The organism is Pseudomonas sp. MYb13, assembly GCF_002980075.1.
GTDB lineage: Bacteria > Pseudomonadota > Gammaproteobacteria > Pseudomonadales > Pseudomonadaceae > Aquipseudomonas > Aquipseudomonas lurida.
The window spans coordinates 460994-473532 of sequence record NZ_PCQI01000001.1 but is presented as its reverse complement, the minus strand read 5'-3'; the positions used below and the strand labels follow the sequence as shown (position 1 = coordinate 473532).

General features: G+C 62.4%; 10 protein-coding genes. 2 read left to right on the top strand and 8 right to left on the bottom strand.

What is annotated here, in order from left to right:
• Positions 1 to 10: 10 nt before the first annotated feature.
• From CQ002_RS02205 to CQ002_RS02190, 4 genes are all read right to left on the bottom strand, one after another.
• Positions 11 to 1717 (bottom strand): putative 2-aminoethylphosphonate ABC transporter permease subunit, encoded by a 1707-nt coding sequence (locus CQ002_RS02205; RefSeq protein WP_105163017.1) that lies wholly within the window; start codon positions 1715 to 1717, stop codon positions 11 to 13.
• A 1-nt stretch (position 1718) separates the two neighbouring features.
• A complete protein-coding gene (locus CQ002_RS02200; protein ID WP_105163018.1) occupies positions 1719 to 2783 on the bottom strand; it encodes a putative 2-aminoethylphosphonate ABC transporter ATP-binding protein in 1065 nt (354 codons plus the stop codon).
• A 146-nt stretch (positions 2784 to 2929) separates the two neighbouring features.
• On the bottom strand, positions 2930 to 3793 hold the full coding sequence (locus tag CQ002_RS02195) for a LysR family transcriptional regulator (RefSeq protein WP_034110021.1): 864 nt from the start codon (positions 3791 to 3793) through the stop codon (positions 2930 to 2932).
• A gap of 16 nt (positions 3794 to 3809) precedes the next feature.
• Positions 3810 to 6062, bottom strand: coding sequence for a heavy metal translocating P-type ATPase (locus CQ002_RS02190; protein WP_069078498.1), 2253 nt, complete (start codon positions 6060 to 6062; stop codon positions 3810 to 3812).
• An 85-nt stretch (positions 6063 to 6147) separates the two neighbouring features.
• On the opposite strand from CQ002_RS02190, the gene cadR reads away from it, so the two are divergent.
• Positions 6148 to 6588, top strand: a complete 441-nt coding sequence (gene cadR / locus CQ002_RS02185; protein ID WP_034110025.1) for a Cd(II)/Pb(II)-responsive transcriptional regulator — start codon at positions 6148 to 6150, stop codon at positions 6586 to 6588.
• A gap of 134 nt (positions 6589 to 6722) precedes the next feature.
• On the opposite strand, the gene CQ002_RS02180 is transcribed toward cadR, so the two are convergent.
• The 3 genes from CQ002_RS02180 to CQ002_RS02170 all read right to left on the bottom strand — a co-directional run bounded on the left by CQ002_RS02180 (position 6723) and on the right by CQ002_RS02170 (position 9279).
• On the bottom strand, positions 6723 to 7556 hold the full coding sequence (locus CQ002_RS02180) for a thymidylate synthase (RefSeq protein WP_034110026.1): 834 nt from the start codon (positions 7554 to 7556) through the stop codon (positions 6723 to 6725).
• 51 nt (positions 7557 to 7607) lie between these two features.
• Positions 7608 to 8420, bottom strand: coding sequence for a prolipoprotein diacylglyceryl transferase (gene lgt, locus CQ002_RS02175; RefSeq protein WP_034110028.1), 813 nt, complete (start codon positions 8418 to 8420; stop codon positions 7608 to 7610).
• A 76-nt stretch (positions 8421 to 8496) separates the two neighbouring features.
• The gene (locus CQ002_RS02170; RefSeq protein WP_034110030.1) at positions 8497 to 9279 is read right to left on the bottom strand and encodes a sulfite exporter TauE/SafE family protein; all 783 of its coding nucleotides are present in this window, start codon (positions 9277 to 9279) and stop codon (positions 8497 to 8499) included.
• Between the two features lie 120 nt (positions 9280 to 9399).
• Between CQ002_RS02170 and CQ002_RS02165 the strand changes: the two genes are divergently transcribed.
• Positions 9400 to 10146, top strand: coding sequence for an NRDE family protein (locus tag CQ002_RS02165; protein ID WP_105163019.1), 747 nt, complete (start codon positions 9400 to 9402; stop codon positions 10144 to 10146).
• 98 nt (positions 10147 to 10244) lie between these two features.
• Here CQ002_RS02165 and ptsP read toward each other — a convergent pair whose 3' ends face one another.
• On the bottom strand, positions 10245 to 12524 hold the full coding sequence (ptsP, locus tag CQ002_RS02160) for a phosphoenolpyruvate--protein phosphotransferase (RefSeq protein ID WP_034110035.1): 2280 nt from the start codon (positions 12522 to 12524) through the stop codon (positions 10245 to 10247).
• Positions 12525 to 12539: the final 15 nt, after the last annotated feature.

Here is a 12539-nt window from a genome sequence, read left to right as displayed (position 1 = left end):
TCCTTCAGGATTATTGGCCTGGCGCGGTCTGGCGCCAGGCTTGGGAGCGGCGCAACGCGCCTCGTGAAGCCCACGCCAGCAGCAGCGAGACGCCGGCCGAGGTGAACAGGATCAAAGTGGACATGGCCGCCGCACCGCCGACGTTGCCGGCGTCATCCATGTTCAGCACGGCAACGGCGGCGAGGATGGTGTCGGGGCTGTAGAGGAAGATCGCGGCGGACACCGTCGTCATCGCCGACACAAACAGGTAGCGCACGATGTCCAGCAACGCCGGCAGGCAGATCGGCACCGTGACCTTCAGGTAATGGCGGTACAACGGCGCCTTGAGGGACAAGGCCGCGGCTTCGAACTCGGCATCCAATTGGCGCAACGCCGTGGTCGCGGTCATCTGTGCAGTGGTCAAATAGTGCGCAATGGTGCACACCACCAGCAGGGTCATGCTGCCGTAGAACACATGCAGCGGGTTGCCGTTGAGGTTGAAAAAGAACACGTAGCCCAGGCCCAGTACCAACCCAGGTACGGCCATCGGCACGAAACTGAGCAGGCGCAGCGCCAGGTTCAGGCCTTTCTGCCCCTGGGTCTTTTCCATCAGGTACGCCCCGGTAAAAATCAGCACGCTGCCGACCAACGCCGTGCACAACGCCATGGTCAGGCTGTTGCGGTAGGCCAGCCAGCCGCCGCCCGCCGTGTCTTCGAACTGATAGTGGTTGAGCGACAGCGAGAGGTTGTACGGCCAGAACTTCACCAGCGACGAATACACCGCCATGCCGAACACCAGCAGCAACACGGCACAAATCAACAGCACGATAGCCAGGTAGCAGCCGTCTCTAAGGCGCGATGGCGCCGGTTGGAACACTTGGGCACGCCCGCTCATCGAATCGCCGTGACGACGGCGCAGCCAGGCATCCACGCCAAAGCTGAACAGCGCCGGCAGCAGTAGCACCATGCCGATCAAGGCGCCACGCCCGAACTGTTGCTGGCCGACCACGGCTTTGTAGGCCTCCAGCGCCAGCACCTGATAATCGCCCCCTACCACCACGGGCACGCCGAAGTCGGTGATGGTCAGGGTGAACACCAGGCAAAACGCGGCGAATACCGCCTGGCGCGTCGCCGGCCAGGTGATGCTGCGAAACGCCCGGGCCGGGCTGGCGCCCATACTGGAAGCCGCATCAAACAGCCGCGCATCCGCCAGGGACAGCGCCGACAGCAGAATCATCAGGGCGTGTGGGAAGGTGTAGATCACCTCACCCAGCACAATGCCCCAGAAGCCGTAGATATTCTCCGAGAGCAGCCCGCGCAGCATGCCCTGGTTACCGAACAGATAAACCAGCGCAATGCCCGGCAACATCGACGGTGCCATCAGCGGCAGCAGCGACAGGCCGCGCCAGATCGCCTTGCCAGGAATCAACGTGCGTTGCAGGGCGTAGGCAAACAGATAGGCAATCGGTACGACGATGGCCGCCACGCTGAGCGAAACTTTGAGGCTATTACCCAGCAACCAATGGAAGTTGTCACTGGTGACCAGCTCCCGCGCAGCCACCAAGCCACCGCCCTGGCCGGCTTCGCTGCTGAAACCGCGCCAGAAGATCGCCAGCAATGGCAGCAGCACGGCGACGCCCAGCAGCAATAGCCACAACCACTTACCGCCAAGCACGAAAATTCGGTCGCCCGTTTCCGCGCGGCTAACCTGATGCGGCAGAGTCATCACCGTAACCATCTCAGGCAAACACCTGCAGGCTGCGTGGCGGCAAGGCCACCCAGATATCCTGGGCACCCAGGCGTGGCATAGCCTCCGGAGCCAGTTCCGCCAGCAACGGGTGGCCGGGCAACTGCTCCAGTTCGAAGCTCATGCGGCAGCGGTTGCCGAGGAAGGTGATCTCGCGGACCTTGGCCGGGAACAGGTTCTCTTCGTGCACCGGCGGGTTGACGCTGATCGCCTCTGGGCGGCAGAACAGGCGCCCGGAGCTGGCCACGCCGGCGTCATCGGCCAGGCGCATGTTCATCCCGCCCACCTGGGCATGGCTGGCGCTGTTGCGGCTGAACGGCAGCCAGTTGCCCTGGCCGACAAACTCCGCCACGAACGGCGTGGCCGGGCGGTCGTAGATCTCCTGGGGCGTCGCGTACTGCTCGACCTTGCCGTTGTTCATCACGGCGATGCGGTCGGCCATCAGCATGGCTTCGTCCTGGTTGTGGGTGACCATCAGGGTGGTAATGCCCAAGCGGCGTTGCAGCTGGCGCAGCTCGGTGCACAGGTGCTCGCGCACCCGGGCGTCGAGGGCCGACATGGGCTCATCGAGCAGCAATAGCGACGGTGCCGAGGCCAGGGCACGGGCCAGGGCAACCCGTTGCTGTTGGCCACCCGAGAGCTGGCCGGGGTATTTCTTTTCGCTGCCCACCAGGCCGACGAGCTCAAGCATCTGGCCGACGCGCTTGCGCACTTCATCACGACCGCTGCCGGTGAGGCCGTAGCCGATATTCGCTTCGACGGTAAGGTTGGGGAACAGCGCGTAGGACTGGAAGAGAATGCCGTAGTCCCGCGCCTGGGGCGGCAGCAGGGAAACATCACGCTCGCCCAGGTACAGCTCGCCGCTGTCCTGGCGTTCCAGGCCGGCGATGCAGCGCAGCAAGGTGGTCTTGCCGCAACCGGACGGGCCCAGCAGGCACACCAGCTCGCCGGCGGCGACGTCCAGGGAGACGTTATCCAGTGCGGTAAAGGCGCCAAAGCGCTTCTGGATACCGCGCACCTTCATGGGCGCGCCGGGTTGGGTCAGGGCTGTGTTCATGCAAGGCACCTCATCGAACGGATGAAGGCCATGCTAGGCAGGCAATGCGTCCCTCGTGTGGCAGAAAGGCAAAACCCAGCGATAGTGGTATTGATGGATTTGGGAAGGCATCTGTTGCCTGGGCGAGTCCAAAACCACCCGTCGCGTCAGAGCGGCGACATCTCCTGCGCCAACCCTAGAAACGCCGCCGGCAACCGCGCGCCTTTGCGCTCCTTGAGGCAGTACAGGTACTCGGGGATCTGCGGTGCATTTTCGATGGTCAGCACCCGCAGTTGCGGGTCGTGGGGCACTTCCTGACGGGCGATGATGCTGATGCCGATATTGCGCAGCACCGCTTCGCGGATCGACTCGCGGCTGCCGATTTCCAGCAGTGGGCCATAACTCACGCCAGCGCCCTGCAGCATTTCTTCGGTGAGGCGCCGCGTGGTGGAACCCGCTTCACGCATCAACAAGGTGTGCCCGGCCAATGCATTGAGGGGCACATGGTCGAGCTTGGCCAGGGGATGGTTGCGGTGCACCGCCAGCACCAGGGGGTCGGTGCCCAATACACGCCGAATCAGGCGCGAGTCTTCCAGCAGTTGCGAGGAGGCGGCAACGTCGACGCGGTAGTCATCCAGGGCTTCCAGCACTTGCTGGGAGTTGCCGATTTCCACCGACACGTCCACTTGCGGCAAGCGCTCGCGAAACGCTTTGACCAGGTCGAGGATGTAATACGGTGCTGTCGCGGCAATTCTCAGTGCGCCCTGGACCTGGCCATTGTTGCGCAGGAAGAACTCGATATCCGCCTCCTGCTGCAACAGCGCCTTGACCATCGGCAGCAGGCGCGCGCCGTCGTCGCTGACGGTGAGGCGGCGGCCGCCTCGGTAGAACAGTTCGACACCGTACTGGCTTTCCAGGTTACGGATCTGGGTGGTGACCGTGGGCTGGCTCAGGCCGAGTTTTTTCGCCGCCTGGGTAATGCTGCCCTGGCGGGCCACCATGTAAAACGCCTTCAACTCGGCACTCAGCACACCACCCTCTCATCGTTTATTTGCGCAACAGGCGCAGGCCATTGAACACCACCAGCAGGGCCACGCCCATGTCGGCAAACACCGCCATCCACATGGTGGCCAGGCCCAGGAAGGTGACCACCAGGAAGATCGCCTTGATCACCAGCGCCAGGGCGATGTTTTGCTTGAGGATACTCGACGTTTGTCGCGACAGACGAATGAATGCCGGAATCTTGCGCAGGTCATCATCCATCAGCGCCACGTCGGCGGTCTCGATGGCAGTGTCGGTACCGGCGGCGGCCATGGCAAAACCGATCTCGGCGCGGGCCAGGGCCGGGGCGTCGTTGATCCCGTCGCCGACCATGCCCACGCGATGGCCTTGGCCGTAGAGGGTTTCGATGGCTTGCAGTTTGTCGGTAGGCAACAGGTCGCCCTGGGCCCGGTCGATGCCGACCTGAGCGGCAATCGCCTGGGCGGTGTGGGTGTTGTCGCCGGTAAGCATCAGGGTCTTGATGCCCAGCTCATGCAATTGCTGGATGGCTTCACGGCTGCTGTCCTTGACCGTGTCGGCCACGGCGAACAGCGCCAGGGGGCCAGACTTGTCGAGCAGCAGCACCACCGATTTGCCCTGTTTTTCCAGGGCGAAGAGTTTTTCTTCCAGCTCCGGCGAGCACAGGCCCAGGTCTTCCACCAGGCGATGGTTGCCCAGGTAGTAGGTTTCACCGTTGATATCGCCGCGTACGCCGCGACCGGCCAGGGCCTCGAAGTTATCCACAACGTCAACCGGCAGGTTTTTATCCACAGCCGCATTCGCAATCGCCAGCGACACCGGGTGATCGGAACGCCCGGCCAGACTGGCGGCCAACGCCGGCGCGCGGTCTTCGACAGTGGGGAACAGGGCCAGGTAATCGGTCTGCACCGGCTTGCCGTGGGTGATCGTGCCGGTCTTGTCGAGGGCCAGGTAGTCGAGCTTGTAACCGCCCTCCAAATACACGCCGCCCTTGATCAGGATGCCTTTGCGCGCAGCGGCCGCGAGACCACTGACGATGGTCACTGGGGTGGAAATCACCAGCGCACACGGGCAGGCGACCACCAGCAGTACCAGGGCACGGTAGATCCAGTCAAACCAGGCGCCAGCGATGAACAGCGGCGGAATCAGCGCGACACCCAGGGCGAACAGGAACACGGCCGGGGTGTAGATCTTCGAGAAGCTGTCGACAAACCGCTGAGTCGGCGCCCGCGCGCCTTGGGCCTGTTCCACCGCGTGAATGATGCGCGCCAGGGTCGAGTTGTTGGCAGCTGCGGTGACGGTGTATTCCAGGGAACCGGCCTGGTTGATGGTGCCCGCGAAGACTTTATCGCCCACGGTCTTTTCAATCGGCAGGCTTTCACCGGTGATCGGCGCCTGATCGATGGTGGATTGGCCGGCAGTGACTTCACCGTCCAGGCCGATGCGCTCGCCGGGCTTGACCCGCACGATGGCGCCCAGCTCAATGCTTTTTACCTCTTTTTCAACCCATGTCCCATCCGCCTGCTGCACCGTGGCCTGCTCGGGCGTCATCTGCATCAAGCCACTGATGGCATTGCGCGCACGGTCCAGGGATTTGGCTTCGATCAACTCGGCCACGGTGAACAGGAACATCACCATCGCGGCCTCCGGCCACTGGCCGATCAGGATCGCACCGGTCACCGCAATGCTCATCAACGCATTGATGTTCAGGTTGAGGTTTTTCAGGGCAATCCAGCCCTTTTTGTAGGTGGTGAGGCCGCCGCTGAGGATCGACACCAGCGCGACCACCGCGATGACCCAGGTGGGCGCGGCGTTGGTGAAGTGCAGCACTTCGGCGCCCAGCGCGCCGACGCCGGACACCGCCAGCGGCCACCAGTGTTTCTTGGCAGGAGGCTCGGCGGCAGGCGTGCCTTCTTCGATGGGGTCGGCCTGCATGCCCAGGGATTTGACCGCGTCGATGATCGGCGCAGTGCTCGGCAAGTCATGGGTGACACCCAGGATACGGTTGATCAGGTTGAATTCCAGCTGCTGCACGCCCGCAAGCTTGCCCAGTTTGTTCTGGATCAGCGTCTGCTCGGTGGGGCAGTCCATGGCTTCGATGCGAAAGGTGCTCAGCCGCGAGCCCGCGGTAGGCGCTTCGCTCAATTGAACGAGCGCTGGCGCAGGAGCGCCGGAACAGCACGAGCCGCCGTGCCCGTGGTCATGCACGGGAGTCAATTTCTTCGGGGCATGGTCGTGGTCGTGGTCATGCTTGTGCGGGGTGTGGATGGAATCGCTCATTCTGTCGCGTCCGTAAAGGTGCCTGTTGCCAAGTAAAGACCCTGTAGCCACTATAGGGTCAAGCACCCATTTGGAGATTGCTGCGATGAAGATCGGCGAATTGGCCAAACTGACCGACTGCCCGGTGGAAACCATCCGTTACTACGAGAAGGAAGGCCTCCTGCCACCCCCGGCGCGCACGGACGCCAACTACCGCGTGTATACCCAGGCGCACACCGAGCGGCTTATCTTTATCCGCAACTGCCGCAGCCTCGACATGACCCTGGAAGAAATCCGCAGCCTGTTGGGCCTGCGGGACAGCCCCCAGGACCAGTGCGAAAACGTGAATGCGCTGATCGACGAGCATATCCACCATGTGAAAGCGCGGATCGATGGGCTGCTGGCGTTGCAGGAACAATTGCTGGACCTGCGCCAGCGCTGTGGTGGCGGGCCGGAGTGCGGGATTCTGCAGCGGCTGGAGGTCAGCGGGAGTGTGCAGGCCAGTGAGGCTGAGCCTTCACATGTGGGCCGAAGCCACGGGCACTGATGCCGCCTTGTTAACCTTATCGAAAATGTGGGAGCGGGCTTGCTCGCGAAGGCGGTGTATCAGCCGATCAATCGGGTGACTGACACTGCGCTTTCGCGAGCAAGCCCGCTCCCACATTTCGAACGCGATAGCCTTTAGATGGCGACGTCGGCCTTGATGCTTGGGTCGGCGTCGTAGCCCACGATTTCGAAGTCTTCGAACGTGTAGTCGTAGATCGATGCGGGTTTGCGCTTGATCACCAGTTCCGGCAGTTTCTTCGGCGTACGCGCCAGTTGGGTGCGGATCTGTTCCATGTGGTTGCTGTAGGCGTGGGTGTCGCCGGTGGTGACGATGATCTCGTGCGGGATCAGGTCGCACTGCTGGGCTAGCATATGAGTGAGCAATGCCAGCGCGGCAGTGTTGTACGGCAGGCCGAGGAAGACGTCGGAGCTGCGGATGTACAACTGCATCGACAGGTGACCGTCGTGCACGAACGCCTGGTACAGCAGGTGGCACGGTGGCAGGGCTTGCTTGCCGTTGCGCGCGTTTTCCTGCGGGCTCTTGGTTTCGTCGGGCAGGTACTCGACGTTCCAGCCGTGGAACAGGATGCGGCGGCTGTTAGGGTTGGTCTTGAGGGTGTGGACCATGTAATCGATCTGGTTGATCGTGCCGCCGTCCTTGGTTGGCCAGGCAGTCCACTGTTCACCGTAGACCGGGCCCAGGTCACCGTCTTCGGTGGCCCATTCGTCCCAGATTTTCACGCCATTTTCGTTGAGCCACTTAATGTTGGTGTTGCCGCTCAACATCCAGATCAGCTCGTTGGCGATGCTTTTGAAGTGAAGCTTCTTGGTGGTCAGCAGTGGGAAGCCGTCGGCCAAGTTATGCCGATACTGACGGGCGAACACGGCCTTGGTGCCGGTGCCGGTGCGATCGCCCTTGGTCAATCCATTGGTCACGACGTCGTTCAGTAGTTCGAGATATTGCTTCATTTTGGTACCTGTATCGGTGAAGCCGAGGCTGGCGAGCCTCGGCATTCGAATTTAAAGCGCAGCGTTCTTCAGGGGTTGCGGGCGATTGTAAGCCCACCACAGCAGGCCCAGGCCTACCAATATCATCGGAATACTGAGGACCTGACCCATGGTCAGCCAGCCCCACGCCAGGTAACCCAACTGGGCATCCGGTACGCGTACGAATTCGACGATGAAGCGGAAGATCCCGTAGAACAGCGCGAACATGCCCGACACCGCCATGGTGGGGCGCGGCTTGCGCGAGAAGAGGTACAGGATAAGGAACAGTGCCACGCCTTCCAACGCGAACTGGTAAAGCTGCGACGGGTGGCGCGGCAATTGCGCCGGGTCGCTGAACGGCGGGAACACCATGGCCCACGGCACGTCGGTCGGCTTGCCCCATAACTCGGCGTTGATGAAGTTACCGATCCGCCCGGCGCCCAGGCCAATCGGCACCATCGGAGCAACGAAGTCCATCAGTTGGAAGAACGACTTGCCGTTGCGGCGGCCAAACCACCAGGCGGCAATCATCACGCCGATGAAGCCACCGTGGAATGCCATGCCGCCCTTCCACACTTCGAAGATCAGCGTGGGGTTGGCGATGTACGCGGAAAGATCGTAGAACAGCACATACCCCAGGCGTCCGCCAACAATCACCCCCATCGACAGCCAGAAGACCATGTCGGAGAGTTTCTCCTTGGTCCAGGTCGGGTCGAAGCGGTTCAGGCGCCGGGAGGCCAGCAACCATGCACCGCCGATGCCGATCAGGTACATCAACCCGTACCAGTGGATTTTCAGCGGACCGATGGCCAGGGCCACCGGGTCGATCTGCGGGTAAGGCAGCATTGCGACTCCTCGTTAATCATTCGTTATTGCGCAGGACCATGCCCGGGCGCGATTAAGACTGTATTACTCAAGTTTTTCAAAGCAAAAAGTTTAGGCCGACACAGAACAACAACCCGGCGAACAACCGCTTGAGCATACGCGGCGACAACCGGTGCGCCAGGCGCGCGCCAAAACGCGCAAACACCATGCTGGTCAGGGCAATGCCCAGCAGCGCCGGCAAATACACGAACCCTAGACTATGAGCGGGCAACAGTGGGTCATGCCAGCCCAGAATCATGAAACTTGATGCACTGGCCAACGCAATTGGCAGGCCACAGGCCGATGAAGTGGCGACCGCCTGCTGCATCGGCACGCTGCGCCAGGTCAAAAACGGTACGGTCAGCGAGCCGCCGCCAATCCCGAAAATCGCCGAGGCCCAGCCAATCACGCTGCCGGCGAGGGTCAGGCCGACCTTGCCCGGCACCGTCCGGCTGGCCTTGGGCTTGACGTCCAGGGCCAATTGCAGGGCCACCAGCAAGGCAAACACTCCGATGATTTTTTGCAGGTGCGGGCCGGAAATCGCCTCGGCGGTCAATGCACCAAAGCCCGCGCCGATCAGGATCCCCAGGGTCATCCACACAAAGATCGGCCAACGCACCGCGCCACGCCGGTGGTGCTCACGCACGGCGTTCACCGAGGTAAAGATGATCGTCGCCAGGGACGTGCCCACGGCCAAATGGGTCAGCACCTGCGGGTCGAAGCCCTGCAAGGTGAAGCTGAACACCAGCACCGGCACGATGATGATCCCGCCGCCCACGCCAAACAGCCCGGCGAGCACGCCCGCACAGGCGCCAAGCAGCAAATACAGCAGAAATTCCATGGGAGCCCCCGAACCAAGTCCGGCATGTTAACGGATGGAAGGCATGCGACCCAACTGGATACGATGGAACGCCGCTGCGGGTGTGGGTAGAGTGGGGGAAAACACAAAAGGGATCGCCTGATGTGCCTGATTGTTTTCGCCTGGCGGCCGGGCCACGCCCAGCCGTTGATCGTCGCGGCCAACCGCGATGAGTTCTACGCCCGCCCGAGCCTGCCGCTGGCCCAATGGGCGGATGCGCCTCACGTCTACGCCGGTCGCGACCAGGAAGCCGGCGGCACTTGGCTGGGGGTCAGTGCCGAAGGGCGCTTTGCCGCCCTGACCAATATCCGCGACCCTCACCAGCCGCCGGCCCGCAAGTCCCGTGGGGAACTGGTGGCGCGCTTTCTCAGCGGTTCACTGCCGATTGACGAGTATCTGGCCGACGTTAACGGCCGCTCGATTGAATACGCCGGGTTCAACCTGCTACTGGGCACACGGGATGAGTTGTGGCACTACAACGCCAACCATACCGAACCGACACGGTTGAAGGCCGGGGTGTACGGGTTATCCAATGCAGGGCTGGATACGCCGTGGCCCAAGTTGCTCAAGGCCAAGGCGGCGCTGAGCGAAATACTCGAAGATCCTCAGCCGCACGCCTTGCTGGATATCCTGAGCGATCCCCAGACCGCGCCCTTTGCCGAATTGCCGGATACCGGCGTGGGATTGGCGACCGAGAGCCTGCTGTCGAGCGTATTCATTGCCAGCCCCAGTTACGGGACTCGGGCGAGCACGGCGTTGATTGTGAATGCGGATGGATCGCGGCGGATGGTGGAGCGCAGTTTTGGGCCGCTGGGTGGGCGGTTGGGCGAGGTAGAACTCACGATTTAGCGGTGTTTTGACTGACGCTATCGCAGGCAAGCCAGCCCCCACATTTGAAATGCATTCCAATGTGGGAGCTGGCGTGCCTGCGATAGCCGCGCCTCGGTCTAGAGGGTTTTTGCCGACCCTGGGTTGATCATCCGCGTCAGCCCCAGGTTCTTCAGCGCCAATTGCAACGAGCTGTGGATAACTTGCGGGTTGTCGATGGTCATCAACTCCGCCAGCAGGTCCTTGGCCATGCTCAGTTCAACCTGGCGCAACATCCACTTCACCTTTGGCAAGTTGGTGGCGTTCATCGACAGGCTGTCAAAGCCCATCGCCATCAACAGCACCGCCGCCGCCGGGTCGCCGGCCATTTCACCGCAGATGCTCACCGGCTTGCCTTCGGCATGGGCGTCGCGCACCACATGTTGCAGCGCTTGCAGCACGGCCGGGTGCAGGTAGTCGTAGAGGTCGGCCACCCGTGGGTTGTTACGGTCCACGGCCAGCAGGTATTGGGTCAGGTCGTTGGAGCCCACCGACAGGAAGTCCACCTGCCGCGCCAGCTCCTTGGCCTGGTAGACCGCCGCCGGGATTTCGATCATCACGCCAATCGGCGGCATCGGCACGTCGGCGCCTTCGTCGCGTACCTCGCCCCAGGCCCGGTGGATCAGGTGCAATGCCTCTTCCAACTCATGGGTGCCGGAGATCATCGGCAGCAGGATGCGCAGGTTGTTCAGGCCTTCGCTGGCCTTGAGCATGGCGCGGGTCTGTACGAGGAAAATTTCAGGGTGGTCGAGGGTGACGCGAATACCGCGCCAGCCGAGGAAGGGGTTGTCTTCCTTGATCGGGAAATAAGACAGTGACTTGTCGCCGCCGATGTCCAGGCTGCGCATCGTCACCGGCAACGGGTGGAAGGCTTGCAGTTGCTCGCGATAAATCGCCAGCTGCTCCTTCTCACTCGGGAAACGCTGGTTGATCATGAACGGCACTTCGGTGCGGTACAGCCCCACCCCTTCGGCGCCGCGCTGCTGCGCACGGGCGACGTCGGCCAGCAGGCCGGTATTTACCAGCAGCGGCACACGATGGCCGTCGGTGGTCACGCACGGCAGTTCGCGCAATGAGTCGAGGCCCAGCGCCAGTTGCTTCTCTTCTTCAACCACTTCGGCGTACTGCTTGCGCAGCACTTCACTGGGGTTGGTAAACACTTCGCCGCGATGGCCATCGACGATCATGTCGATACCATCCACCTTGGAATACGGCAGGTCCACCAGGCCCATCACCGTCGGGATGCCCATGGCCCGGGCCAGGATCGCGACGTGGGAGTTACCCGAACCCAGTACCGACACCAGGCCGACCAGTTTGCCTTCCGGCACTTCGCCGAGCATGGTGGCGGTCAGTTCTTCACTGATCAGGATGGTGTTGTCGGGGTAGACCAGGTTGGTGGTGCGGTCTTCCTGCAGGTAGGCCAGCAGACGGCGACCGAGGTCACGCACATCCGAGGCACGCTCGCGCAGGTAGGCGTCGTCCATCAGTTCGAATCGGTTGACGTGATCGGTGACCACCTGGCGCAGGGCGCCCTGGGCCCATTGGCCGGTCTTGATCACGGTCTTGACTTCATTACCCAGCGACGCGTCATCCAGCATCATCTGGTACACGTCGAACAGCGCGCGCTCTTCGGGCCGCAGTTGCGTGGCCAGCTTGGTCGACAGGTTGCGCATGTCGGCGCGCACGCCTTCCAGGGCGGTCTTGAACAGTTTGATTTCAGCGTCGATGTCATCGACGGTCTTGTCCGGCACCACATCGAGATCGGCCGGCGGCAGCATGACCACGGCGGTACCGACCGCCGCACCCGGCGAACCCGGCACGCCGACGAACTTGGCTTCCTGGATCCCCTTGCCCTGGCGTCCCAGGCCGCGAATCGAGCCGGTGGCTTCGGCGTGGGCAATAACCCCGGCGAGCTGCGCGCTCATGGTCACGAGGAAGGCTTCTTCACCTTCGTCGAACTGACGGCGCTCTTTTTGCTGGATGACCAACACGCCGACGACGCGGCGGTGGTGAATGATCGGCGCGCCGAGGAACGAGGCGTAACGCTCCTCGCCGGTTTCGGCAAAGTAGCGATAACGCGGGTGATCGGCCGCGTTTTCAAGGTTCAGGGGTTCTTCACGCGTCCCCACCAGGCCCACAAGACCTTCATTGGGCGCCATGCTGACCTTGCCGATGGAGCGCTTGTTCAAGCCCTCGGTGGCCATCAGCACAAAACGGTTGGTCTCGGGGTCCAGCAGGTAAACCGAGCAGACCTGGCTGCCCATGGCTTCCTTGACGCGCAACACAATAATCCCCAACGCCGCCTTGAGATCCTTGGCGGAGTTAACTTCCTGGACGATCTTGCGCAGCGTATTGAGCATGGCTCGGGGTCGAAC

Bases quoted from the DNA above. Each gene is read 5' to 3' on its own strand.
- CQ002_RS02205 (WP_105163017.1), bottom strand. From the start codon at position 1,717: ATGGTTACGGTGATGACTCTGCCGCATCAGGTTAGCCGCGCGGAAACG.
- CQ002_RS02200 (WP_105163018.1), bottom strand. From the start codon at position 2,783: ATGAACACAGCCCTGACCCAACCCGGCGCGCCCATGAAGGTGCGCGGT.
- CQ002_RS02190 (WP_069078498.1), bottom strand. From the start codon at position 6,062: ATGAGCGATTCCATCCACACCCCGCACAAGCATGACCACGACCACGAC.
- cadR (WP_034110025.1), top strand. From the start codon at position 6,148: ATGAAGATCGGCGAATTGGCCAAACTGACCGACTGCCCGGTGGAAACC.
- CQ002_RS02180 (WP_034110026.1), bottom strand. From the start codon at position 7,556: ATGAAGCAATATCTCGAACTACTGAACGACGTCGTGACCAATGGATTG.
- lgt (WP_034110028.1), bottom strand. From the start codon at position 8,420: ATGCTGCCTTACCCGCAGATCGACCCGGTGGCCCTGGCCATCGGTCCG.
- CQ002_RS02170 (WP_034110030.1), bottom strand. From the start codon at position 9,279: ATGGAATTTCTGCTGTATTTGCTGCTTGGCGCCTGTGCGGGCGTGCTC.
- CQ002_RS02165 (WP_105163019.1), top strand. From the start codon at position 9,400: ATGTGCCTGATTGTTTTCGCCTGGCGGCCGGGCCACGCCCAGCCGTTG.
- ptsP (WP_034110035.1), bottom strand. From the start codon at position 12,524: ATGCTCAATACGCTGCGCAAGATCGTCCAGGAAGTTAACTCCGCCAAG.